This window comes from Allobacillus halotolerans (assembly GCF_018967645.1).
In the GTDB taxonomy this organism is placed as follows: Bacteria; Bacillota; Bacilli; order Bacillales; family Alkalibacillaceae; genus Allobacillus; species Allobacillus halotolerans.
Genome location: NZ_JAHLZF010000022.1, coordinates 1 through 25,766 on the forward strand (window position 1 = coordinate 1; position 25,766 = coordinate 25,766).

General features: G+C 38.6%; 25 protein-coding genes. 20 read left to right on the plus strand and 5 right to left on the minus strand.

Features of this window, described 5'->3' with window-relative positions:
* Window positions 1–417 precede the first annotated feature (417 nt).
* Window positions 418–903: a competence protein ComK gene (locus KQ486_RS12165; protein WP_186278676.1), complete on the plus strand. Its 486-nt coding sequence runs from the start codon at window positions 418–420 to the stop codon at window positions 901–903.
* Here KQ486_RS12165 and KQ486_RS12170 read toward each other — a convergent pair.
* Complete coding sequence (locus tag KQ486_RS12170) at window positions 878–1,258, minus strand: YhjD family protein (RefSeq protein WP_144163714.1); 381 nt, start codon at window positions 1,256–1,258, stop codon at window positions 878–880. The two genes, KQ486_RS12165 and KQ486_RS12170, sit on opposite strands and share 26 nt — an antisense overlap.
* Before the next feature lie 158 nt (window positions 1,259–1,416).
* Here KQ486_RS12170 and KQ486_RS12175 point away from each other — a divergent pair, with 158 nt between their 5' ends.
* The 10 genes from KQ486_RS12175 (at window position 1,417) to KQ486_RS12215 (ending at window position 12,448) form a co-directional block, all read left to right on the plus strand.
* Entirely contained in the window at window positions 1,417–2,073 is a 657-nt protein-coding gene (locus tag KQ486_RS12175) for a TVP38/TMEM64 family protein (protein WP_216687770.1), read from the plus strand.
* 63 nt (window positions 2,074–2,136) lie between these two features.
* Window positions 2,137–5,610: a helicase-exonuclease AddAB subunit AddB gene (gene addB / locus KQ486_RS12180; RefSeq protein ID WP_144163712.1), complete on the plus strand. Its 3,474-nt coding sequence runs from the start codon at window positions 2,137–2,139 to the stop codon at window positions 5,608–5,610.
* A gap of 2 nt (window positions 5,611–5,612) precedes the next feature.
* On the plus strand, window positions 5,613–9,323 hold the full coding sequence (addA, locus tag KQ486_RS12185; RefSeq protein ID WP_216687771.1) for a helicase-exonuclease AddAB subunit AddA: 3,711 nt from the start codon (window positions 5,613–5,615) through the stop codon (window positions 9,321–9,323).
* A gap of 197 nt (window positions 9,324–9,520) precedes the next feature.
* Window positions 9,521–9,691: a hypothetical protein gene (locus KQ486_RS12190; RefSeq protein ID WP_186278675.1), complete on the plus strand. Its 171-nt coding sequence runs from the start codon at window positions 9,521–9,523 to the stop codon at window positions 9,689–9,691.
* Entirely contained in the window at window positions 9,681–10,010 is a 330-nt protein-coding gene (locus KQ486_RS12195; protein WP_144163710.1) for a type II toxin-antitoxin system PemK/MazF family toxin, read from the plus strand. The genes KQ486_RS12190 and KQ486_RS12195 overlap by 11 nt, the downstream gene beginning before the upstream one ends.
* A 142-nt stretch (window positions 10,011–10,152) precedes the next feature.
* Window positions 10,153–10,524 carry a class I SAM-dependent methyltransferase gene (locus KQ486_RS14430; protein WP_246569315.1) on the plus strand — a complete coding sequence of 124 codons (372 nt, stop codon included), beginning with the start codon at window positions 10,153–10,155 and terminating at the stop codon, window positions 10,522–10,524.
* Complete coding sequence (locus tag KQ486_RS14435) at window positions 10,521–10,913, plus strand: hypothetical protein (protein WP_246569316.1); 393 nt, start codon at window positions 10,521–10,523, stop codon at window positions 10,911–10,913. Before KQ486_RS14430 ends, KQ486_RS14435 begins: the two co-directional genes overlap by 4 nt.
* A gap of 353 nt (window positions 10,914–11,266) precedes the next feature.
* Window positions 11,267–11,743 carry a DUF2975 domain-containing protein gene (locus KQ486_RS12205; RefSeq protein ID WP_216687772.1) on the plus strand — a complete coding sequence of 159 codons (477 nt, stop codon included), beginning with the start codon at window positions 11,267–11,269 and terminating at the stop codon, window positions 11,741–11,743.
* A 10-nt stretch (window positions 11,744–11,753) separates the two neighbouring features.
* Window positions 11,754–11,972, plus strand: coding sequence for a helix-turn-helix domain-containing protein (locus tag KQ486_RS12210; protein WP_144163709.1), 219 nt, complete (start codon window positions 11,754–11,756; stop codon window positions 11,970–11,972).
* Between the two features lie 47 nt (window positions 11,973–12,019).
* Window positions 12,020–12,448: a DUF7878 domain-containing protein gene (locus tag KQ486_RS12215; protein WP_144163708.1), complete on the plus strand. Its 429-nt coding sequence runs from the start codon at window positions 12,020–12,022 to the stop codon at window positions 12,446–12,448.
* Between the two features lie 40 nt (window positions 12,449–12,488).
* Here the strand turns inward: KQ486_RS12215 and KQ486_RS12220 are convergent, their stop codons facing one another.
* Complete coding sequence (locus tag KQ486_RS12220; protein ID WP_216687773.1) at window positions 12,489–12,893, minus strand: DUF4181 domain-containing protein; 405 nt, start codon at window positions 12,891–12,893, stop codon at window positions 12,489–12,491.
* 184 nt (window positions 12,894–13,077) lie between these two features.
* On the opposite strand from KQ486_RS12220, the gene KQ486_RS12225 reads away from it, so the two are divergent.
* Genes KQ486_RS12225 through KQ486_RS12235 form a run of 3 tightly spaced genes read left to right on the plus strand, consistent with a single transcriptional unit; the run spans window position 13,078 to window position 15,970 of the window.
* Entirely contained in the window at window positions 13,078–14,250 is a 1,173-nt protein-coding gene (locus tag KQ486_RS12225; protein ID WP_216687774.1) for a DUF418 domain-containing protein, read from the plus strand.
* Window positions 14,251–14,265: 15 nt separating this feature from the next.
* Window positions 14,266–15,471, plus strand: a complete 1,206-nt coding sequence (locus KQ486_RS12230; RefSeq protein WP_216687775.1) for a DUF2157 domain-containing protein — start codon at window positions 14,266–14,268, stop codon at window positions 15,469–15,471.
* Window positions 15,461–15,970: a GDYXXLXY domain-containing protein gene (locus KQ486_RS12235; RefSeq protein WP_144163704.1), complete on the plus strand. Its 510-nt coding sequence runs from the start codon at window positions 15,461–15,463 to the stop codon at window positions 15,968–15,970. Before KQ486_RS12230 ends, KQ486_RS12235 begins: the two co-directional genes overlap by 11 nt.
* A gap of 44 nt (window positions 15,971–16,014) precedes the next feature.
* On the opposite strand, the gene KQ486_RS12240 is transcribed toward KQ486_RS12235, so the two are convergent.
* Entirely contained in the window at window positions 16,015–17,205 is a 1,191-nt protein-coding gene (locus tag KQ486_RS12240) for an ornithine--oxo-acid transaminase (RefSeq protein ID WP_216687776.1), read from the minus strand.
* A gap of 261 nt (window positions 17,206–17,466) precedes the next feature.
* Between KQ486_RS12240 and KQ486_RS12245 the strand changes: the two genes are divergently transcribed.
* From KQ486_RS12245 to KQ486_RS12260, 4 genes are all read left to right on the plus strand, one after another.
* Window positions 17,467–17,841, plus strand: coding sequence for a YisL family protein (locus KQ486_RS12245; RefSeq protein WP_216687777.1), 375 nt, complete (start codon window positions 17,467–17,469; stop codon window positions 17,839–17,841).
* Window positions 17,842–17,943: 102 nt separating this feature from the next.
* A complete protein-coding gene (locus KQ486_RS12250; RefSeq protein WP_216687778.1) occupies window positions 17,944–19,359 on the plus strand; it encodes an alpha-amylase family glycosyl hydrolase in 1,416 nt (471 codons plus the stop codon).
* 116 nt (window positions 19,360–19,475) lie between these two features.
* Window positions 19,476–19,697, plus strand: coding sequence for an SHOCT domain-containing protein (locus KQ486_RS12255; RefSeq protein WP_216687779.1), 222 nt, complete (start codon window positions 19,476–19,478; stop codon window positions 19,695–19,697).
* A 562-nt stretch (window positions 19,698–20,259) separates the two neighbouring features.
* Window positions 20,260–22,404: a copper-translocating P-type ATPase gene (locus KQ486_RS12260; protein WP_216687780.1), complete on the plus strand. Its 2,145-nt coding sequence runs from the start codon at window positions 20,260–20,262 to the stop codon at window positions 22,402–22,404.
* Window positions 22,405–22,537: 133 nt separating this feature from the next.
* Here the strand turns inward: KQ486_RS12260 and KQ486_RS12265 are convergent, their stop codons facing one another.
* Window positions 22,538–23,398 carry a DegV family protein gene (locus KQ486_RS12265; RefSeq protein ID WP_144163699.1) on the minus strand — a complete coding sequence of 287 codons (861 nt, stop codon included), beginning with the start codon at window positions 23,396–23,398 and terminating at the stop codon, window positions 22,538–22,540.
* Between the two features lie 96 nt (window positions 23,399–23,494).
* On the opposite strand from KQ486_RS12265, the gene KQ486_RS12270 reads away from it, so the two are divergent.
* Together KQ486_RS12270 and KQ486_RS12275 are read left to right on the plus strand one after the other, a co-directional pair.
* On the plus strand, window positions 23,495–24,343 hold the full coding sequence (locus tag KQ486_RS12270; protein WP_144163698.1) for a YitT family protein: 849 nt from the start codon (window positions 23,495–23,497) through the stop codon (window positions 24,341–24,343).
* A gap of 61 nt (window positions 24,344–24,404) precedes the next feature.
* On the plus strand, window positions 24,405–25,283 hold the full coding sequence (locus tag KQ486_RS12275) for a BsuPI-related putative proteinase inhibitor (RefSeq protein WP_216687781.1): 879 nt from the start codon (window positions 24,405–24,407) through the stop codon (window positions 25,281–25,283).
* Between the two features lie 121 nt (window positions 25,284–25,404).
* On the opposite strand, the gene KQ486_RS12280 is transcribed toward KQ486_RS12275, so the two are convergent.
* On the minus strand, window positions 25,405–25,668 hold the full coding sequence (locus KQ486_RS12280; protein WP_144163696.1) for a NifU N-terminal domain-containing protein: 264 nt from the start codon (window positions 25,666–25,668) through the stop codon (window positions 25,405–25,407).
* Window positions 25,669–25,766: the final 98 nt, after the last annotated feature.

The window sequence follows — 25,766 nt, forward strand, 5'->3', positions numbered from 1 at the left end:
GGTCGAATAGAAGCGCTCTAATCACCCGAATGATTCGCCATATCTGAAATCTGGTCGAATAGCAGCACTCTAATCACCCGAATGATTCGTCATATCCGAAATCTGGTCGAATAGAAGCGCTCTGATCACCTATGCATTAACTATGCAAGTGTTTCACAGTCGGAAGGAACAGAAGGGTTAAATAGATGAGTGATGTAATTACTACTTCTGAAAAATGAACTAAATCAGTACAAATGTGTTTAGCGAAATAGTTGAATAATCATCAAAATGAGTAGTTTTTTACATGAATTTATCAAATTCTATGTAAAATCTGCTCATTTTTTGTTGTGTTCAGTGCTAATCAATAACAAACCTAAATTTTACATAAAAGAGAGAATTCCATAGTATAAAGATAATCTTGTAAAGGAGTGATTGTACTTGGAGTTTAACCAAAAGCCCTTACTGAATTTAACGACATTGGCGATTGTTCCCCAACCGAAAGAAGGGAAGAAGTTTGGATCATTCGTATTGGAAAAAAATCAAGAATACTTCACGGATGTTTCACCAAAACAATTTGTCGACCGCGGTTGCTTATTCTACGGCTCTAGCTTGAGAGGAAGACTTGAAGGCACCCGAGCAATTTTTGGTGTCAATCGCAAAGCCCCGATTGTGATTGATCCGATGCTCGGTATGTTTTTCTTACCGACTACTTCTCCTAGCTCCTCTGAATGCACTTGGATTTCCCACCAACATATTGAACGCCTCGAAAAAGTCGATTCCAAACGAACAATCATCCACTTTCAAGGAGGCAAGCAACTGACGGTTAATGTCTCTTATCGCTCATTGACCAACCAAGTATTGCGTACGGCACAATATAGGCACTTGTTGATGGAGCGAATTACGAAACCTCAGGAGAGCGATTAAGGTAGGCTTGACGCATCAACTCATACAAGATTTGTTCAACCTTCTTCCGAACCGCTGGATTGAAATAACGCCTTTCCTCTTCATACCCTCTTGCCATAAATAAGTATGTGGAAAACGAATCATCCTTCTGTAAGAAAACGACCTCAACATTCATATCCCTCATTTTTTTCCGTAACTCACGGCGTTCAATCCGTGCGCGATGTTCCATTTTCCGCAGGAGCTCTAAATAGGGCTCCTTGATCTTAAACGGTCCGGATTCGACGAATTGAATGTCTTTCTCGACGACAATAATCGCCATAGACAAAAATAAATATCTGGATGCAGTTTTATGCTCTTCTTCATTTAAATATCTCATGATGATCCCTCCATCCTTGACTATCGAACGTTTGTTCCATTATACTATGAGGTATCGAACAATTCAATGACGAATACGAAATGGTTATTAAAAATAGTAGGCAAAAGACGGCTTTTTCTATACAATGAAAGTAGACAGAAAAGATTGGAGAAAGTCGTATGTCGCTTGAGTATTCAACGTTAGACGAATTATCATCATTAATTTCTGATACCGTGGTTGGCCATATGATTATACGTATTCTCGAACTTTACGGAAGCTTCGGCCCCGTTCCGGGAATCGTTCTGCCGTTCATCGAAGCTTTTTTGCCATTACTGCCAATTATTGTATTTATATTAGCGAATAGCATCGTGTATGGGTTGTTTTTTGGATTTATATTTTCGTGGATCGGTGCAGTTCTTGGAGCGACTTTATTATTTATTTTTCTACGGAAGATGGAACAATTTGAATGGATTCAGAAAATCAAAGAACAAAAACAGGTTCGGAAAATTATAGCGTTCTTTGACCGACGTGGATTTGGACCGCTGTTTTTATTGCTCTGTTTTCCATTTTCTCCATCTGCTTTAATTAATGTTGTCGCTGCATTTTCAAGAATTTCTATTCAGCAGTTTATCTTATCGCTTATACTGGGGAAGGCTGTTATGATTTTTTCTGTATCCTATGTGGGAAGCAGCATAACATCTTTCGCCACGAATCCGACAAAAGCCATTGTCATTGGTGTTTGTATTGTCTTCGTTTGGGCGATCGGTAAATTCATCGAAGCTCGGATGAACTCGAATGCGAATCAATTTGATTCTGAAAACAAGGATAACGAATAAATGAAAGACTGGTAAACGGACAACCTTCCGTTTTCAGTCTTTTTTCTAAAAGGGGGAAAATCGTTGGCACTTCAATGGATTACTGGAAGATCAGGTGCAAATGTCACTGAATACATATTGGATGAGTTGGAAGAGAAATTGTTGATGGACCCGACAGGAGATCCGATTTACTATATCGTTCCTGACCAAATGGCTTTTCAAGTCGAATATGAATTGATTCGAAATCGCCGCATTAAAGGTTCAACCCGGGCACAAGTGTTGAGCTTTTCTAGGTTAGCTTGGTATGTATTCCAACAAGTGGGCGGTGGAACGAAACCGTTTATCACCAGCACTGGAACACAAATGATGCTTCGTAAAATTGTCGAAGAATATAAGGAAAGCTTTGATAGTTTCCAAAAAGCAATGGAAAAGCAAGGCTTTATTGACCGGCTGGAAAAGATGATTACAGAAATGAAGCGGTATCGAATCAATCCAGAAATCTTGCAAAATATTGTAATGGAACTCGAACATAAAGACCGCTTGTCCGCAAATGAGTTAGCTCTTCATGCTAAATTGAAAGATTTGCAACTGATTTACGCTCAAATGCAAGAGCGAATGAGCGATTTATATATCGATGCGGAAGATCAACTGGAACTGTTCGTTGAAAAAATCGAAGAAACGAAATTTTTTCAGAATGCCAGTTTTTATATTGATGGCTTTTATCGATTTACACCACAGGAGCTTTTTGTCCTGGAAGCGATAATGCGACAGGCGAAAGAATTGAAAGTAGCTATGACGCTTGATGGTATCGAAGGGTCTACAGATGAATTAGATCTATTCCATCAACCGCGTACGACTTTCGAACAACTAAATCAAATTGCTGAACATGCGCATGTACCTGTGCTTCATTCCGTTCAATTGGATCCGGAAACGCGGCGATTCCGCAATAATAAAGCGATGCAACATTTGGAGAAAAACCTTGAGGCAAATCCAATGCCAGCCTACAACGGCGACACTCCGATTACGTTCATGGAAGCTGTTCATCCTCGGGCAGAAGTAGAACGGGTTGCACAAGAAATCATTCGTTTCGTTCGCGATGAGCAATATCGTTATCGTGATTTTGGCTTATTGATTCGTGATCAAGATACGTATAATGATTTGATTGAAACGATTTTCGAAGACTATGGTATCCCTTTCTTCGTCGATCAAAAGAAATCGATGCTCCATCATCCATTGATCGAGCTTGTTCGAACAGGCATTGAATTGATCGAACGAAACTGGTCATATGATGCGATGTTTCGACTACTGAAAACAGGGTTTATCCCGGCAACCGATAAAGAGGACCCACTGGATGAAAAAGCAATCGATTTCTTGGAAAATTACGTATTGGAATACGGCATCCGGAGAAAAGACCAATGGACGAGTGATTATACGTGGAAGTATGAGCGGTTAAGCGGCATTTCTTTCCGAAAACAGACAACAGAAGAGCAACAAATTCAGAAACAGATTAATCAGTATCGAAAACAAGTGTTGGATGCTCTCGAATCCTTTGATCATGCATATCGACGAGCCAAGACCGTAAAAGAAAAGTGTATCGCGATTTATGAATGGCTGGAGCATATTCAAGTTGGAAAACAGCTGGAGCGCTTGCGTGATTCATATGAAGAAGCGGGTAAGGTTGAAACGGCTCACGAGCAGGAGCAGGCTTGGAACGCCCTGATCGGTTTACTGGATGAGTTCGTCGAGATGCTTGGCGATGATGAACTGTCAGATCAGCTATTCAGACAACTTGTTGAAGCTGGAATTGGAACGTTGGAGTTTTCCCAAGTCCCACCATCGATTGACCACGTCATTGTAGGGGATGTCGAACGGTCGAGAATCCGTAATGTCCGTGTTGGTTTTATTCTCGGTGTCAATGAAGGGCAGTATCCACAAAAGCCAGCATCTGATGGCCTAGTGACGGATGAAGAACGTGAAATGTTAGAAGAAGTCGGTATGACTTTAGCCGACAGAGCGGACCGCGTGCTACTGGACGACCGTTTTTATATGTATCTCGCATTGACATTACCATCTGACCAATTATGGATCAGTTATCCGCTGAGCGATGAAGAAGGAAAAACGAAAACACCTGCCCAATTGATCAAACGGCTAAAAAACATGTTTCCTGAAGCGGAAAGTAAATGGGTGTTGGATGATGAAGACGAGGAAGAACCTTTACGCTTTATTGCGAATCCGACGAAGTCGCGTGCGGTGTTGACGAAAGAGTTATCCAAGTATTTACGTGGCTATCCAATCGCGGATAGTTATTGGGATACCCTTCATTGGTATATGGATCAAAAAGATTCAAAAACACGCATGATTTTAACGAGTCTATTTCATTCAAATTTACCTGTATCCATCGACGAAGATACGACCAAAGAGTTATTTACGGAAACAATCCAATCCAGTGTTTCCCGATTAGAAACCTATTTTCAATGTTCCTATCATTATTTTTCTCAATACACGCTCGGTTTAAAAGAGAGAAAGCAATTTAAATTGGAAGCTCCGGATATTGGGCAGTTATTCCATGAGTCGTTACGATTAATTACGGAATGGGTACAGCGAGATGGAAAAGCGTTATTCGAACTGACCAATGAAGACGTGGAAAATTACGCAAATGAAGCCATCACGTATTTAGCACCGATTTTAAATAATCAAATCTTATTTAGTTCCAATCGTTATCGATACATTTTATATAAATTAAGACATGTTATTTTGCGTGCGACGAATATGCTTGTCTATCAATCGAAACAGTCTGAATTTAAACCGGTCGGCATTGAAATCGGTTTTGGTCGTAATCAGGAGCTACCTCCGCTTGCCCTTGATTTGGCGGGCGGTTATAAATTGGAGCTCAATGGCCGAGTGGACCGAGTCGATCAAACAGAGATTGATAACGACTTGTATCTTCGCATTATTGACTATAAGTCTAGCGAGAAAGATTTAAGTCTTGTAGATGTCTACTACGGTTTGTCCTTGCAGATGCTTACTTATTTGGATGTCGTTTTAACCCATTCAGAAAAATGGCTTGGCAAGAAAGCTGACCCAGCAGGTGTTCTGTACTTCCATGTGCATAACCCAATCATTAATAATCCTCTGTCAGAAGAGCAGCTGGAGAAGGAACTATTGAAGGAATACCGAATGAAAGGGTTGCTGCTTGAAGACAGGCAAATCGCATCTGCCATGGATACATCGATGGAATCAGGGACAAGTCAAATTGCGCCGTTTGGTTTCAAAAAGGATGGAGCGTTCACGAAGTCTTCAAGTATCATGGACAGAGAGTTATTCGGTCGTATGAGTCAATACACTCGGTCCTTGATGAAACAAGCAGGAGATGAAATCGTCCAGGGAGAAGTCAAATTAAATCCATATGAAAGCAATAACCAGGTTGCTTGTACGTTTTGCCCGTTCAACTCTGTGTGTCAATTCGATCCAAAACTTGAAGAGAATGATTTCCGTCGATTGAAACCCGAAAAAGATGAAATCATCTTATCCAAAATGATGCCGAAAGGGGGAGAATGAGCATGAACTGGACAAAAGAACAAGAACAAGCCATCTATGAGGATGGAAAAGACATTTTAGTTGCCGCTGCAGCTGGTTCAGGGAAAACTGCTGTATTGGTCGAACGAATCATCCAAAAAATCACGCGTGAAAATGATCCGTATGAAATCGATGAAATGCTCGTAGCAACGTTTACGAATGCGGCAGCTCAAGAGATGCGAACGCGTGTCGGACAAGCGTTGGAAAAAGCACTTGCTGAATTTCCAGATTCTCAACATTTACGAAAACAATTATCCTTACTACAAAAAGCTCATATCTCCACCTTGCACGCTTTTTGTATGGAAGTCGTTCGTAAATACGGTTTCGAGCTCGAAATTGATCCGGGTTTTCGTATATTAGACGACGTTGAGTCCGATTTATTAAGAAATGATTTATTGCAAGAAACGTTTGAAGAATGGTATGGGAAAGAAGGGGAAGAGCAAGAAGCTTTCTTCCGTTTTGTCGACAGTTTTTCCAATGACCGGAATGACCAAGCTGTCATGGATCTCGTATTAAAAGTCTATGAATTCTCACGCCAGCACCCTGACCCGGATGATTGGCTCGACCGGCTTTCAGGAAGTTATGAAGTACGTGATGACATGTCGATGGATGAGCTAGAGTGGATGCCAATTGTTCGGAAAGACATTGAAGAAAAGGTTGACGCGATGGAATTTGAAGCCCTTCAAGCATTAGAAATGGCTCAATTCCCAGAAGGCCCTGCCCACTATGTCGATACATTGGAAAAAGACCTTCAACAGATTCAGCTCGTGAAAAATTCACTTCAGCAACCATGGGAGCAGCTATACGAAATATTTCATGAGCAAAAAACCTTCAGCCGTTTATCCGGGAAAAAAGCAGAATGTGACGAAGACCTAAAAAAGTCAGTCAAAGACCTGCGCGATAAATTTAAAAAACGGATGGAGAAGCTGGTAGAACGATGGTTTTCTAGACACCCAGATTCTCTGTTGAATGATTTACAAAAAATCAAACCACAAATCGAACAGCTTGTCACCGTCGTGAAAGAATTTCATGAGAAATTTCAACAGGAGAAGAAAGAGCAAGCGGTTGTTGATTTTTCAGACCTTGAGCATTATTGTGTTCAAATTTTATCGGATGGAAAAGATGAAGCGGGAAATTATTTGCCATCCTATATCGCCAATCAGTATCGAAAACAATTTCGAGAAGTGCTTATTGATGAGTACCAAGATACGAACTTAGTTCAAGAGGCAATTTTGCAGCTACTAACTGCAGGAGAGGATGCCGGCCAATTATTCATGGTCGGTGACGTGAAGCAAAGTATTTACCGTTTTCGTCATGCGGAACCGACGTTATTCATGAAAAAGTACAAAGACTTTCAACAAGAAGAATTAGCGGCTATGCGAATTGATTTGGCACGCAACTTCAGAAGCCGAAAAGAAGTATTAGATGGCGCGAACTATATTTTTCGTCAGCTATTGGATGAACGCGTCGGCGAGATGGATTATGAGAAAGAAGCCGAACTGATTTACAGCAACAAAGTCTATGAAAAGCTGACGACGACAAATGTTGATTGTGAATTACACGTCGTCCGAAAAGATGAAGAAGATTCCGTTGAAAACGATGAATGGAAATACCTGAAAGATGCCCAAATTGAGGCACGTACGTATGCCAAAAAAATCAAAGACTGGATTGAAAACAGTCAAATCATCGATAAAGAAACGGAACAACCACGTTCGATTCAATATCGAGATATCGTCGTTTTGATGCGTTCGTTAACGTGGGCGCCAGTCATTGAAGATGAATTGAAACAAATGGGCATTCCTGTTTATGCCGATCTGTCGACAGGCTATTTAGAAGCGATGGAAATCCAAGTGATGATGAACGTCTTGCGAATCATTGATAACCCAATGCAAGACATCCCATTGGCCAGTGTCCTGAAATCCCCAATCGTCGGAATTACAGAGGATGGACTTGCTAAAATTCGCTTAAAAGGAAAAAGAGAATCTTTTTATCAAGCGATGCTGAACTATATTCGATTAGGCGAAGACTCATCTTTAGTTGAGCAACTAAAACAGCTAAAGGAACTGCTTGAAAGTTGGCGAGAAGAAGCCCGTTATGGTTCGTTATCCAAATTGATTTGGAAAATCTACCGGGACACTGCTTATTTTGAATATGTCGGTGGGACGCCAGGCGGTAAGCAACGCCAAGCAAACTTACGTGCCTTATATGACCGGGCACGCTCTTATGAACGCTCGTCTTATCAAGGGTTGTTTCGATTTTTGCGTTTTATCGAACGGATGGAAGAGCGGAACAAAAACCTAGCATCGGCAAGAGCGCTTGGGGAGCAAGAAGACGTTGTTCGCATCATGACGATTCATAGCAGTAAAGGTCTTGAGTTTCCTTATGTCATCTTAGGTGCAGCCGGACGTGAATTTAACCAACAGGATACAAAAGGACGCTATATATTGCATAAAGATTATGGGCTGGCTTCGAAATATATGGATGTCGATCAGCGAATTTTGTATAATACATTTCCGTTTGAAGCCTTAAAAGTCGCAACGGCACGAGAGTCACTTGCTGAGGAAATGAGAGTACTTTATGTCGCACTGACACGGGCAAAAGAAAAGCTCGTCGTGGTTGGTCAAAGTAAAGATTGGCAAAAACAATTGGAAAAATGGAATGAAGTAGCCAACCATTCGGAATGGGTATTACCGCCTCATACACGGACGGACCAAGCGACCTATTTAAATTGGATTGGATCTGCTTTGATTCGTCATCATCAAAATGATGAGTTACGAATTTCTGGCTTAGCCGGTGGAATACCCGAAGAAATTCGCCAAGATGAATCAAAATGGACGATTCATGTAGATCATGCCAGTGAATATCTGGATCCGGAATGGATTACTGCAGAGCGAGACGAGAAACTATACAAAGCGATCCAACAGTGGAGTGCAGACTACTTACCTGAGCGTTCCGAACAATATGAGGAAGTAGATCGTCGCTTACGTTTCAGCTATTCATATCAAACGAGTGCGGACAAACGGGCGAAGCAAACGGTAACGGAGATTAAGCGTTTAAGGCAGCCGGTGGATGAATATGGCGCGACCGACATCGTTAGTCAGCGACCACGTATTTCACTAGACCGTCCGCGTTTCATGCAAGTTGATCAAAAGCCATTGACGAAAGCTGAAGCGGGTAGTGCCATGCACACCGTGATGCAGCATATACCAGTGAATAAGGAATGGAACGCTGAGCAATTAGAAGAATTTATTCAAGAGCTCGTATTCAAAGAAGCGTTAACACCAGATGAAGGAGAGGTCATCAACCGGGAAGCGATTTTGACGTTGATGCATTCCGATGTTGGAGCAATGCTTGCGAATGCTGTTTCGGTCGAGCGGGAAATTCCGTTCACGATGGAAGTTGCAGCAAGTAAGATTTATCCGGATTGGGAAGACCCGACTGATGAATCCGTACTCGTTCAAGGGGTTATTGATTGCTTGGTTGAAACAGACAATGGATATGAATTGATTGATTACAAAACGGATACGATTACCGGAGAAATGACAGATGAGAAGATCAATGACTTGAAACAACGCTACGAAACACAAGTTGAACTTTATAAGCAAGCGATTGAAATGATTTGGAACATCGAACTGAATCATGTGTATTTATACTTTTTCGATCGAAACTTGCTCATTGATACAAACGAGGGATAATGATGTTAACAGACGAGGCTTCTACAGTTACATGTAGAAGTCTCGTTATTTATGTTTGTTTTAAGAAATTCAAAATATATAATAAGAAAACCAACAAATATTTTTGATAAATTCTTTAAGTTTAAAATGTATGCGCATTTATGTTACTAAGGTAATAATGTATAATAAGGGTATAGCATAATGGAGGTGTGTGACATATGTCCATTCCCGAGAAAATTATAAAAGAAATTGATATGTTGAGTGAACAAGAAAGACAAAAGGTACTTGACAAGATTAAGGAGAAATATATGACTCCCGATGTAATTTTGTTGGGGGAAAACTACTCCTGGTGGGATAACGAGGAGGATGACATATACAATGAGCAATAAAATGAGACAGGGTGAGGTTTGGTTGGCAGATGTTCGTTTTAAAGGAACGCATCAAATCAAACAACGCCCTGTTGTTATTGTTGGAAATGAGTTAGCGCTAGATGTAGATGTTATTATAGCACCGGTCACCAGTCAGAAACCAAGAAACCAATTTGACGTTGTTTTGGAGTATTGGAAAGAAGCAGGACTGTTAAAACCATCTGTTGCACGTACTTCTAAAATCACTTCCATACACGGTTCTGAATTAAAACGTCATTTAGGTGATTTACATAACCATGATCTTGAAAGCGTATTAAAAAAGTGCAAAAGATTATTTTAAAAAGCACTTAACAGCTCTGAAAAAGGGCCATTTAATTGAAGAAGGCTAATTGACTAAAGAGTAGTAATGCTTAGTAAGGTAACAGTAATTTTTTGATAAAATTATTATTAATATAAAGCCCCTTAAAGAGGGGGACGATGATTTGAAAACTACTAATTATTCTAAAATAGCTGATAAATACGATAAAAACCATTTTAGAGTTGATGAAATAAAATTTGAGTACGATTTGAAAGAGTATATTGAGAACAACGTGAAGGCAGAATATAACGTATTAGATTTATCTTGTGGAACAGGTCTATATCTTGAAAAACAAATTAATTATTTTGATGGGATTAATATAAATTGGTATGGACTTGACCTGTCAGACCAAATGTTAAAAAAGGCTAATGAAAAAGTAAAAAACATAGAATTTACTAATGCTGATGTAGAGGAAATGCCGTACCATTCAGAAACATTCGATTTCATTTCTAACAACTATGCGTTTCATCATTACAGTGAAAAGAACAAGCGTTGAATGAGATATATCGTGTATTAAAAAAAGGCGGTATTTATAAATTACATAATATAGCGATTCACGATATGCCTAAATGGTGGGTTTATCACTACTTCCCATCAGCTTATTATGAAGATTTAAAAAGATATTGGAATAAAGAGGTTATTTTTAACGAGCTTACAAGCAGGGGCTTAGAAGTAAACTTAAAAATCGAGTATAGGATGGAAAATGTAAAGGTCGTTGACTACTTGCATTACGCTGAAAATAGAGATATTTCCGTATTAACTTTAGTTGACGATAAAGACTATGAAGAAGGGTTAGAAAGAATGAAATATGATGTGAAAACTAATCCAGATAAAACACTTGTTAATGATTTTGCAGAAATGTTTCTCATTTCAAAGAAATTATAGTGAGCTATTAGAATTAACGGGGTTTAGTAGAAATAAATGTTCTTCCGTTAACGGGCGCGATTGCGGAAGAAAAGATTATACAATTCAGTATTGAAGGAGCTTGATTATCCAAGTTCCTTTTTATTATGCTATCCCGAGTGTTAATTGCGATGTCCTAACCAATAACGGTGATTCAAATTTTTTATATTTAATACTCACAAAACGAATCCGTCAGTTTACCAAGGGAGCTTTTTTAATTTTTCTAAAGACATTCCTTAGTTGAACAGAAAAAATATTAAAAATTGATAATAATTTATTGTAATTCAATAAATACAGCGTTAAAATATGGATAACGATAAAGTGAGGTGCTGTTTATGAAACGAGGAACAACATTCTTTTTAAAAACAACGGTTTTTCTTATTGGAATTATGATACTTCTTTTGTCAGCGTTTTTCTTGCCTTGGTTAGCGAGTTATACCGCGTCCATGTATCCAGAATTTGCTTATTTGCAATATCCAGTTTTAATAGGGATGTATGTAACAGCAATCCCATTTTTCTTTGCTCTATATCAAGCTCTAAAACTCTTAAACTATATTGATCATGGTAAAGCTTTCACCGATCAATCTTTAGAGGCATTAAATTCTATAAAATACTGTGCAATTTTAATCAGTGGATTATATGTGATCGGGACTATTTTTCTTATTTCGCAAAGCTCCCTCCACCCAAGTGTAGCAATTATCGGATTTATAATTATATTTACTTCTGTTGTTATTGCGGTTTTTGCAGCGGTTCTTCAAAAGTTATTCAAAAATGCTTTAGTAATAAAATCGGAAAATGATTTGACAGTCTGAGGTGAAGACAGTGGCAATTATAATCAATATTGACGTAATGTTAGCGAAAAGGAAAATGAGTGTAACAGAACTTTCCGAAAGAGTCGGTATCACGATGGCCAATATTTCCATTTTGAAAAATGGAAAAGCGAAAGCTATACGATTATCAACTTTAGATGCAATTTGTGAGGTTTTAGAGTGTCAACCTGGTGATATTCTCGAATATCGAAGTGACGAGGAATCCGAATAAAATGTATGTGCTAAAAAAATGAAAAAAATATAACGACAGGTGATTTTATGGACATTAAAATCTCATTTACTTTAAACACTGAACCAATAGAAACTAAACCACAGTATTCCGCTTACGACAATGGATTTATTGAAGGTGAGTTCAAAATTTCGCTAAATGGAAAAGTGTTTTTCTTCGACCCATTTATCAACCTTGCAGAGCTTGGAATTCAATTAGGAAAGTGGATCCAACAAGTTCAAAAGGGTTACAGGGTAAATATGAATTATGAGACTATTGACCACGATGAAGTAATTCTTAACTTTATCTATGAGGCTAATGACAATTGGCGTATTTTTTCAATCTGGCAAGAGTTTGAGTCTGAAGAATTCATTCCTACTACGAAATTAATGGAAGTTGTTAAAGGTTATTTAACTAGCTTAAACAATGAATTGCATGAAATAGACTATGTTGTAAAACTTGACAAGTACTTAAAATAAAACGAAATTTCATAAAAAATATTTTAACCAACACTAACTATTAAACAGATAAACCAAAAATATTGAAGTTTATTACAGTGACGACCACCGCTATCCATATGGTTAATTCTGCAAAATGAACAAGGATTTCTTTTCGTTTTGATGTATACTTCAATGTGAAAAATGCATAAATCATGAAATCAAGCAACGCCCACACGATAATAAACCATAAGAAAACATGAAATGAAGGGCTCGGACTTGCAGATGTATTGATCAATAGTACAATCCACAGGAATAATCCTATTCCACCCATATACCAATTTATTTTCTTGTGCAATGAGTTAACGTGTCTGTTCGTAAAAATATCTTTTATGTTCATGTGTAAGGATTTTCGAATGATGATTTGTATTAGAGTAATAGCAAGAAAAATAGCTATTAATATTAGAAAAGCTTTAACAAGTTCCATAACGAACCTCCATTCAATCGAAGTATTAAATTGATTACATGCCCAATTAAACCTCGAAACGTTCTTCACCATATTTTATTATAAAGGAAAAAAATGTATTTTCAATATTCACAAATAAGACAAATATTCAAATCTAGTGTTTGTTCCTATACAATAGGATAAGGATTAATAAAGGATGGATGTTATGAACGCGCCTACAAAGAATCGGATTATCGCAGTTGATGCCATCCGAGGTTTTTCTTTATTTGGTATTTTAGTTGTTAATATACTTTCTTTTCATTCGCCTCACTTCATGTATGGGGGAAAGAAATCATTTTATGAAACGATGGCAGCGAATGGAGAAACGGTTGATAGCAATCTTATACTGACAGTGATTGACCTCTTTTTCCAAGCGAGTTTTTATCCGTTATTCTCGCTTTTATTTGGCATTGGTTTATGGATCATGTATGAAAAAAGGGATTCATTGGAAGCGAATCGAATATTATTAAAAAGAATGTTTATTTTAATGGGAATTGGACTTTTGCATGGAATCTTTATTTGGTATGGGGACATTCTGTTTTCGTATAGTATTATTGGTTTGATCGCCATTCGCTTCTTGCAAGTTTCCATTAAAAAGTTATTGATTTGGGCAATAAGTTTATTAGCTGTTCCTACTATATTGTTCACATTGGCGGCCTATTCAGTCAGAGAGCAAATGGTAGTTATTTATGAGCATGAAATCAACAAAGCTACCGAAGCTTACCAAGGTATATATAGTGAAATTTTTCAACAAAATTTATCGGATTGGCTATTGATGGTTGAACCGATTCAACTACTGCTTACGATCATGACTATTTTACCGATGTTTTTATTCGGAATCATAATCGGGCGTCTTCGGTTGTTTGAAGAAGTGAAGAAAAATAAGCAAATAATCCGGCGAATAGTTGGAATTACATTTGTCATTGCGGTCGTTTTTAAAGCTGGACCATACTTGTTTGAAAATAAGGCTTGGTTGAATTTTATACAAGATTCTATTGGAGGAAGTGCTTCAGCGATTTTCTATTTCTTTGCGCTACTCATGCTTCTTACTTCGATGCAGAAGACATCTATTCTTGTGAAGTTATTTTCATCTGTAGGCAGGCTATCGCTATCGAATTATTTACTCCAGAGTGTGATTGGTTTTTGGCTATTCTATGGAGTCGGTATGAACCTGTACGGCACACAGCCATTAAGCAAGTTAATGTTGTTCGTAGTAATCATTTACTTCATTCAATTGGTAGTAAGCTATTTCTATTTAAAAAAATTTCGCATTGGCCCATTTGAATGGCTTTATCGTTCGTTGACATATGGCAGAGTCGTGGCGTTCAAAAAGAAATAGAAGGGAGGCAACGAAGTGAAAAATCAATGGTTAGAAAATGAATCGAAACGTTGGGTAGAAGAAGAAATTATCGATTCACAGCAGCGGAAAGCTATTTTGAGTCTTTATCCAACGAGGAATAATACATCGATCTTTTTTACGTTTGCTTTGATTCTTTTAAGCTTGGCTTTATTGACCTTTTTGGCATCGAATTGGACCGATATTTATCCACTAATTCGAACAGCCATTTTAATAGGTTCTTTGATGCTTTTTTATTTCTTGGGAACCAGATGGCTTGAACAAGGCAAACGGTTAATTGGTGAAGTCAGTTATTTGATTGCTTTATTACTTTTCGGACTGTCAATTTTCCTAATTGGAGACATGTATCATTACCATTTTAATAGTGTGTTTACTTTCCTTGTATGGAGCATCGTAGCTTTATTACTTTATTTAAGTTATTCAAGCCGATGGATTTGGGCAGCAGGCATACTTATCATTGTTGTTGGGCAAATGGTTGATTTATTTGGTCTGCGTGAGTTCAGTTGGTTGTTGTTCGCTGTATTTATCTTAGGGTTTGGAATAATCGTTTATATACGCAAAATACGTTGGATGGCGGTTGTGTTCAGTTTAGCTTACTTCATTCAAATCATTGGCTTGTCTACGGAGAAACTATCCTTTGTTTGGGTGACAGTCTTCTTGATTTTACTCTATTTTATCGGCAAAATGACACAATCAAATGTTGCCGGAAAGGTGTTTGAGACGTTCGCTCCACTTTTCATGTTTTTATTTGCCGTCTTTCATGTTTTGTTTGTGGATATGGAGTTAAATTTCTATCAAGAGATTAATATTGCGTATTTTGTCATTCATATTTTCTTGATGAGTTTGATCGTCTTATATTTATATAGCAGACAAGAATTATTTTCGATCTTGCAGTTGGTTATATTTATTCCAAGCTTCGTTGTACCTGAGATCAGTGACTATCTAGCTTCTGTTGCTCTTTTTATCTTCTCCGTATCTTTATTGATGGAAGGGTTCAACCGGCGGGATCGCCAACAAATGAATATTGGAACAGCGAGCTTTTTAATCAGTACATTTGTCGTTTATACGAAAGTTGCTTGGGGTTATTTAAGTCAGTCCTTATTCTTTTTAATTGCCGGAGTCATTCTTCTCGGGATTGGTTATCTATTGAATCGACAACAAAAAGTATATACAGAAGGAGGAGGGGAGCGCAATGATTCGTAAAAAATTGTTAATGGGTCTTGTTGGCTTCCAAATCCTTTTTTTGTTCGGTATGGTTTTGTCCGGCTATTTGATTGAACGTGTTGGTGAAACGGTCACATTACAAACAAAAGCGATGCCACATGAAGATATTATTTTTAATGATTCCATATATTTGCGTTTTACAGCGGAGGAAATTCGACCAGAAAATTGGTTTATGACGGAAGCACCTGAGCGAAATCAAGTCATTTATGTGCTGTTGACACCAAACGAGCAAGGACTCTATCAAGTAAAAGCGGCAAGTGATAAAAAAATGGATGCAGATGATCAAGAAGTTATTATGAAAACGAGGTATTCGCATAAGAGCCAGGAGATGACTCATGTTGTCCGGTTTGGAATCGATCAATATCAAACGGATACATCTGATTTTCAGGTGAACCGCTCACAACCAAGGTTCAAAGTAGAAATCGCCCTCTCTCCTTGGGGACAAAGTAAAGTAGTGGATATCGAAGTCATCGATTAAAAAAATCAGTTAGGAACATGTTGTTCGCTAACTGATTTTTTTCGTTATAGTACTTCTTTAATTTTATCAATTGCCCAATCCAAATCTTCTTTTTCAATGATTAATGGAGGAGCGAAACGAATGACATTATCATGTGTTTCTTTACAGAGCAATCCTTTTTCTTTCAAAGCTTCGCAGTAAGGTCTTGCAGATTCCGTCAATTCAACTCCGATAAAGAGTCCACGTCCACGAATTTCTTTAATTTTCGGATTGTCGATTTCACGAAGTTTTTCCAGCATATAATTACCGAGCTCTAAGGAACGTTCAGCTAATTTTTCCTCTTCCAATACTTCTAAGGAAGCAATGGATACTGCAGAAGCCAATGGGTTTCCACCGAAAGTCGATCCGTGTGAACCTGGGTTGAAGACACCTAAGATTTCTTTGTTAGCAACAATGCATGAGATTGGGAAGACACCGCCACCGAGCGCTTTTCCTAAGATCAATACATCAGGTTCGACGTTCTCCCAGTCACAAGCGAACATTTTACCACTTCTTGCAAGTCCCGCTTGGATTTCATCTGCCATGTATAAGACATTGTTTTCTTTACAGACGTCATAAGCTTCTTTTAGAAAACCTTCTTCAGGAATATTAATTCCAGCTTCACCTTGAATCGGCTCAAATAAGAACGCAGCTGTATTGTCTGTAATTGCATTTTTCAGCGCATCGACGTCACCATAAGGGATCACTTTAATTCCTGGTAGTAATGGTCCATAACCACGTTGGTATTCTTCTTCAGACGATAAAGAAATGGCTAACATCGTACGTCCGTGGAAGTTTCCTTCACAAACGATGATTTCCGCTTGGTTATCAGCAACGCCTTTTACGTCATAAGCCCAACGTCTTGCTGCTTTGACAGCTGTTTCAACGGCTTCTGCTCCTGTGTTCATCGGTAAAGCCATATCTTTGTTCGTCAATTTACAGATTTTTTCATACCATGGGCCTAATTGATCGTTGTGAAACGCACGGGAAGTGAGTGTAATCCGATCCGCTTGATCTTTCAATGCTTGAATAATCTTTGGGTGTCGATGACCTTGGTTGACAGCTGAGTAAGCACTTAGCATATCCAAGTATCGGTTCCCTTCAGGATCTTCTACCCAAATGCCTTCTCCTTTTGAGAGAACAATTGGTAGAGGGTTATAGTTACGTGCACCATATTGATCGGTTTGTTCAATAATTTGTTCTGTTTTTGTACCCATTAAAATCGCCTCCGTTACCGGTATTCTGTTCCAAATTCCATTATAACGTAGAATGGTTATCTCTGTGAACTATTCCCCTGAAACCCCTCCCACATACCTCTGTAAAGAAAAACTGAAGCCATTGGTATGGTTTTTCCTATGCAACATGGTGGGCAGTTAGCTGTATTATAATCGGTTTAAAATGTTTAAAAGTTGTCAATGAAATGAACACATGGAATAATGAGAGATGGTAGGATAGTTAAGAGAGGAGGACGATAGAAAATGACCCATTTACACATTACTACATGGGCAGTCGGAATTATTTTATTTATTGTTGTACTTTCATTTATGGGTAAAGAAGGTAAAGAGAAAGCCGCAAAGATCACTCATATGGTACTTCGACTATTCTATGTTCTTATTTTGCTAACAGGATTAGATTTATTTTTCCGATTCTATATCGGAGCACCATGGTCAGAGACTACAGAAGCCTTGGTTAAGTCGGCCGGTGGTATTTGGATTATTGCAGCAATGGAAATGATCTTAATCCGCGGCAAAAAAGGAAAGCCAACTTTCGGTGGCTGGCTTCAGTTTGTCATCGCATTGATTTTGACGATTGCTTTAGGATTTGGACGTTTACCGATGGGAATTTTGCCATAACGTGATTGAAAAGCCTCTTCAAATGAGGCTTTTCTCATGATTCCCTATTCAACATCTGTGAATGGAACTTCTACGAAATTTACATAAAAAGTGGTGAGAGAAATGGTTAAACGATTAATTTATGGGGCGCTTTTATTCTTCATTGTATTTGCAGGATTGCAGGTAGCTCCACTATCTGCAGAAGAGGATTCGTCCCATTTTTATTATTATATATTAGTGGATCGCTTTGAAAATGGAACAACTGAAAATGATACGGAACAAATTGACCGGGATTCAACAGCCGGTTTTTATGGTGGGGACTATCAAGGTATTCAAAATAATATTGATCATTTGAAAACGATTGGTGTCACAGAAGTGATTCTTTCACCGATTGTTGATTCAGAAGATTATTTAGGTCAGCATGTCAATTCGTTTGAGAATCTCCAGGAAACGTATGGCAGTGAAGAGGAATTGAAGCAGCTTGTTGATCAGTTACATGAGGCTGGCATCGATGTATTGGTCCAAACTCCGTTGCAACAGGTAAGTTCTTCATCGGAATTATTGGGACGAGACTGGATTCAAGCAGATGGTCAGATTGATTTCACTAATGAGTCTGCGGTAGACTATATTTCTGATCGGTTGAGCGATTGGGTAGAACAATTTCAATTTGATGGATTTTATATTGAAAATGCTGATCAATTGCCTGCAGAATCACTCGAACTGTTGATGAACGAAGTGGATGGTCTTTGGTTAGGCGGTATGTCTGATGAATCTTCTTTGGAAAAGGGCGTAGAACTATTCGATCAGGTCATACGGTTTGGTGACCATGAGGAAACGTTCTCAAGCTTTACTGGTTATGGAGCAGATTTCACATCATTGTTGAACCAACCTTTCTTTCAATCAAATGATGTCGTTCACTACATTGATTTTTTGCATACGGACCGTTTTACGAGAGCATTGGAACCGACGGGGAATCACCCGGTAACTCGGTGGAAATTAGCATTGACCTATTTATTCACTGCACCGAATGATCCGATACTATTCCAAGGTTCAGAAATACCGATGGATGGATCGATTGATGATTTATCCACACATAAAATGATTAATTTCCTTGCCGGAGATGATCAAGTAACACGACATGTAGAAAAATTATCAAGTATGCGAGACAAATACGAATCCTTAAGCTCAGGAGAAATGAAGGTGCTCCATGATGAGAATGGTTTCCTCGCTTTTGAACGCATATTGGATGATGAGAAAACCTATGTCTTGATCAATACGACAGAAACTTCTCAACATATCAATTTAACGGATATTGATTCAGGTAAAGAGTTGCAAGGTTTATTGATTAACGACCTTGTCAGAGAAGGGGAGAACGGAGAATACCGGATTGCAACAGACAGAGAATCCGCAAATATCTTCATTGTTAAAGAAGATAGTGGTATATATTGGCCTATAACAATTGTATTTGTTGGCGTTATGGGAGCCTTTATTATCTTTGCGATCACGATGTACCGTAAACAACGACATAAAAATATATAAGATGACAAAACGGAAATCCGGCTAAGCTTCACTGGATTTCCGTTTTTGTATTATGATTAAAATTAAGTACAAAACTATAACAAAACGTAAACAAATTATGATAAGAGGTGTTCATGATGATGCATGGTTACGATATGGGAGGTTTTTTTGGATGGGGGTTTATTCAATTGATTCTCATCATCCTACTAATTACTTTTCTTTTTTGGGTCTTTAACAGTAGTGAAAACAAAACAAAGCCATCGGAAGATCAATCGATCAAGATACTGAATGAGCGATTAGCTCGCGGTGAAATAACTGAAGAGGAATATGACCGTTTGAAAAGGAAAATAAACAGCTGAGTAGAGTGATTCAGTTGATTTTCAAGGGGGCATTGTTAACTTTCTTCGTGTTGCAATCAAACCTAGGAGTATCACAACCACCGAATATTATGAGAGCCCCTCTATAAGACTTTCCGGAAAAAATTTTCGTTCATTCGAGGGTATAGGGCCCCTCTATAAGACTTTCCGGCAGCTTACTTCATCCGTTCGGTGGTATAGAGCCTCTCTATAAGACTTTCCGACAGCTTACTTCATCCGTTCGGTGGTATAGAGCCTCTCTATAAGACTTTCCGACAGCTTACTTCATCCGTTCAGGGGTATAGAGCCCCTCTATAGGACTTTCCGGCAACTTACTTCATCCGTTCAGGGGTATAGGGCCCCTCTATAGGACTCTCCGACAACTTACTTCGTCCATTCAGGGGTATAAGACCTGGCAATAGGGCACTCGAGGATTTTTTGGACAATCAGTAGACTCAAATTTCGCTCACCACTTATTAAAAGTATTGTTTCACTAAAATATTTTGTTTCAACATACCTATATAGGGTATACTACAAGTGGAATATACTCTAGGGGGGTAAAAAAGTGAGCAATCATCATAACGGTAGCGATCATCAGTCACATAAGAATCACCATCATTCAAGTCACCATGATTCTCATAAAAACGAAGACCATGGATCACACGGAGGTCACGAAGACCATGGATCACACGGAGGCCATGGAGATCATGGCTCACATGGAGGTCACGGGGATCACGGAGGCCACGAAGGCCATGATCATGGGGATATGATTGTCGAATTTCGCAACAAGTTTTTCATTATACTCGTCGTAACGATTCCAATCATGCTTTTATCTCCGATGATTCAAAGTTTCATGGGAGTCGATTGGCGTTTTCCAGGTGACCTTTACATTGTAGCTGTATTATCAACTTTTGTTTATTTCTACGGTGGTTGGCCTTTTCTTAAAGGAGCTGTCGATGAACTAAAAGCAAAAGAACCTGGTATGATGACATTGATCGGGACAGCAATATCGATTGCATTCTTCTACAGTATAGCAGTTGTATTCGGATTTAATGGCGAACAAATTTTTTGGGAATTGGCGACATTGGTTCTCATTATGCTTCTTGGCCATTGGATTGAAATGCGATCAATCAACAATGCATCAAAGGCATTGGAGTCGTTGGCTTCACTCATGCCAAACACGGCCAATCGAATCAAAGAAGATAGCGATGAAATTGAAGAAGTAAAAATTGACGAGATTCAGTCAGGAGACTTATTACTCGTCAAACCGGGTGAGAAGATGCCTCTGGATGGGACGATTGTAAAAGGCACTTCTCAAGTAGATGAGTCAATGCTGACAGGTGAATCGGTCCCTACGGAAAAAACGGTTGATGATGAAGTGATAGGTGGTTCAATTAATAGAGAAGGTTCTCTTACAATAAAAGTAGAAAAATTAATGGACGAATCTTATTTGAACCAGGTCATCGAAATGGTCAAAGAATCGCAAGAAACAAAATCGAAAACACAGGATATCACAAACAGGGCGGCCAAGTGGTTATTCTATATTGCCTTAGCTGCTGGAATCATCACATTCATCATTTGGATCAGCATCGGTGCGGATATTGATACTGCAATTCAGAGAACGGTAACAGTAATGGTCATCACCTGTCCACATGCTTTAGGGTTGGCAGCACCACTCGTTGTTGCAGTCTCTACAGCTTTATCAGCTAAACATGGATTGTTGATCAGAAACAGACCTCAGTTTGAGCAGGCAAGAAATATTGATGCTGTAATCTTTGACAAGACAGGAACGTTAACAGAAGGGAAGTTCGGGGTAACCGATGTTCAGTCCTATAGTGATATGAAGGAAGATGAAATACTGAGTTATGCGGCAACAATCGAAAATGATTCCGAACATCCGATTGCTACAGGCATTATCAATGAAGCGAACGATCGGAAGCTTTCACTTCACGAAATGACCGATTTCAACTCGATTACAGGTGTCGGTATTGAAGGGATGATCGACAACAAAAATGTGAAAGTTGTAAGTCCAGGTCATGTTATGAAACAAGGCTTTAATTTCGATGATCAGAACTTTAACAAATGGTCTGAACAAGGAAAAACAGTTGTATTTCTAATTGTTAATGATGAACTAAAAGGTGCCATCGCACTAGCAGACCAAGTGAAAGAAAGTTCTAAAGAGACTATCAAAGAATTACACAAAAGAAATATTAAAGCGATTATGCTTACAGGAGATCATCAAAAGGTAGCCAATTATGTTGCAAAAGAAATTGGCATCGATGAAGTTTATGCGGAAGTATTACCAGACCAAAAAGCTGAAAAAGTTGAAGAGATCCAGCAACGTGGTTTGGTTGTCGCTATGACTGGGGATGGCATTAACGATGCACCTGCACTGACGAAAGCAGACGTCGGTATAGCAGTAGGTGCAGGTACTGATATTGCGATGGATAGCGCGGATATTGTACTTGTCGACAGTAATCCAAAAGATATATTGGCGATATTCAGTCTTTCTAAACGAACCTTTAATAAATTGGTCCAAAACTTGATATGGGCAACTGGGTATAACATTTTCGCCATTCCTTTGGCAGCAGGTGTTTTAGCTCCTTGGGGAATCATTTTAAGTCCAGCTGTCGGTGCCATTTTGATGAGTTTGAGTACAATCATCGTCGCAATCAACGCACAATTACTGCATCGGTTTGAGATGGAATGATGAAAAAAGTTTGCCATAAAAGCTTACAATAAGGAACCATACAAAAAAACTGAAATTCAATAAGTTTGATCGAATTTCAGTTTTTTTATTTTGAAAATGTAAATTTACTTTTATGAGAATAGTACAGTAATTACTAATTTCGAGTTTCATTCAAGAAAAATAACGCAATCGTTCCTGGACCTGAATGAGCACCGATTACTGCACCGACGTCGGTGATAATGATATCTTTTGGATTCAGTTCTTGACGTAGTAAGTCGGCTAGTTTTTCTGCCGTTTCTAAATCGTCTCCATGTGTAATTGACAATGTTTGATTTTCAAAATCTTGTCCACGTTCTTTTGCTACTTCAACCATACGGCTTAAAACTCGCTTGGAACCGCGAATTTTTTCAAGCGGAACGAGCTTTCCATCTTCTACGTGGAGAAGAGGCTTAATATTGAGTAGTCCACCAACGAAAGCTTGGGTTTTACTGACTCGGCCGCCACGTTGTAAGTATTCCAACTTATCAACCGTAAAGATATGCTCCATATGTTTAATATAAAAGTTGGCTAGGTCGAGTAAGTCTTGAACAGTTGCTCCATCTTTGGCTGCCATGGCAACATGGTAAGCGATCAAGCCGTATCCCATTGAAGCAGCGAGCGTATCAATCAGATAAATCTCATTATCTGGGAATTCTTCGTCAATCTGTTGCTTTGCGATGACTGCACTTTGATATGTACCAGATAATCCAGAGGAGAAGCCGATATAAACGATAGGTATTTTTTTCTCTGTGTATTTTTTGAATACCTCGTAAAATGCTTCAGGTGTAACTTGAGAAGTTTTAGGTGCTGCTCCTTCACGCATGGCGTCATAAATGGTTTTTGGATCGATGGTTACATTATCGATAAACTCTTCACCATTTAAGTGGACAGCCAAAGGTACTACTTCTAAAGCTAATTCTTCGTAATATTTTTTTGGTAAGTCTGCCGCTGAGTCAATGACAACTTGAACGTTCATAGGTTTCCTCCTAGAAATTTCATTCTATTGCTATTATACTTTAGTTTAATGGTCTAATGAAAAAACGTCAATGTCATTATGAAAGGGAGGTCCCGCATGTTTTTCTTTGAAGCAAAGCGATTTATCATCGTTATTCTAGGTGCATTATTAAATGCAATGGCTCTAAATTTCTTCTTAATCCAGGCAAACGTATACGCCAGTGGCTTTACAGGGATTGCCCAATTATCAGCGAGTTTCGCGCAAGATTTTATGGGTGTCAATATTAGTACAGGGGTTTTACTGGCGTTGTTGAATATACCAGTCATTATTTTAGGTTGGTTTAAAGTTGGTAAAGGATTTACCATCTACAGCATTATCTCTGTAGCTTTTACAACAATTTTCTTGGAAACAATTCCATTTGTTAAGTTTTCTGAAGAAATTTTATTAAATGCAGTCTTTGGTGGTTTGTTATCCGGAATCGGTGTTGGAATTAGTCTCAAGTGGGGTGCATCTACAGGTGGGATGGACATCATTGCGATGATTTTATCCCGTATTAAAGATCGTCCAATAGGTATTTATTTTCTAGTTATGAATGCAATGATTATCTTTTTCGCCGGTTGGTTATATGATCCAGAAAAAGCGTTATTTACTTTGGTGACATTGTATGTAACGACTCGTGTAATTGATGCACTTCATACGCGTCATAATAAGTTGACGGCTATGATTGTAAGTACAAAAGGAGATTCATTGACTAAATCGATTCATTCGCGAATGGTTCGAGGAATTACCCGCATTCCAGCAAAAGGCGCTTTCACAGGAGAAGACCGTGAAATGCTGTTTATGGTGATCACACGTTATGAACTGTATGATCTCGAACAGATTGTAAAAGATACAGACCCAAACGCCTTTGTAAATATCGTCCAAACGACAGGAGTGTTCGGCTTTTTCCGGAAGGACGAAGATTAACTGTAACTTTATAATAGCCATCGCCGACTAATCCTATAAATGAATCCAATGAGGTGTCGTTGTGAAAAAAGTTGTTCTTTTATGGATGTTTTCGTTGGTATTGGTTTCATGTGGTGTGTCTGGCGAGAATGGCAATTCAAATGGTAACGATCAAGGAGAGTCTGAAGTGGAATCACTTTCCTTTGAGGTGGAACATACAGCAAAAGACGATGTCGGTGTATTTACAATGAATCTTAGCAATGATTCCGAAAAGCCTGTTCAACTAACCTTCTCTTCTGGACAGCAATATGAGATTGTTGTTAAAGATTCCGATGGTGATAAGGTATATATGTTTTCAGAAGACAGAATGTTTACCGAAGCGATCATTGAAGAAGAGATTGCTGCTGGTGATGTATTATCCTTTGAACAAGAATGGGACTATACGTCTGGTGGGAAACGCGTTGATTCAAATGAATATGAAGCGACAGTATCCCTTACAGCACAAACAGTGAATGGGGAGAAGGTTGTACCGGATGCTTTTGTGCAAAAGCTCTCTGTCACCATACCTGAGTCACCTGAAGAGAATGCACCAGAAAAGGAAGAAGATGAATCAAAGGATAATCAAGAGAAGGATGCATCTGAATCAGCAGAACAGAATCGAACTGAACATGAAAATATTCGAAACATCGTCGTTCAAGGTGAACAAGGAGAATATACAATAACAGGAGAAACGAACCTTAATTCGGATATCGCTTATTCCGTTGAGGATGGGCACTATATATTGGTAGAAAAGAAAAACGTCGAGCTTCATGGTAGTGAAAAATGGAAGTCATTTGAGATTGCAACAGAAATCGAGAAAGAAAATCTACCAAATGCAGGCGTGCTGACGCTTGTCTTTTCATGGGAGCAGGCAGGGGAGAAGCAGTATCATTCGATTTTATTAGAAAACTTCAATAACTAACGAAAAAGCTGGCAACGGATGCACCCGTTGCCAGCTCACTTATGTTACGAATATTAGATTTAGTATTTAAATTAAGCCTAAGTTTGGTTGATTAGTACATATACAGATCAACGAAAACGACTTAATAACCATAATTTTCAATAACGCGTTCTACTTCCTTTACGAGTTCATCCCACTCAGCATCAATGCGTTTGTTGATCGTAATGAAATTCTGATAACCAAACACATTATCAACACCAGATAGATGCATCAAATCATTCATGATATCATATTCACTCGTCTCACCCGGCATTACTGAGATACTATCGTCACCTTCAAAAATCATTTTGTCGACAGTGAACTTCATTGCGTTTGGATTCGGTGTGGATTCAACGATTACAGCCATTTTAACTACCTCCTAATAATCTCTCTATCCATATTAGCACGAATCTGTCTTTGACAAAAGTTTTATATTTATATAGGGACAAGCTCTATTTCAAGGTT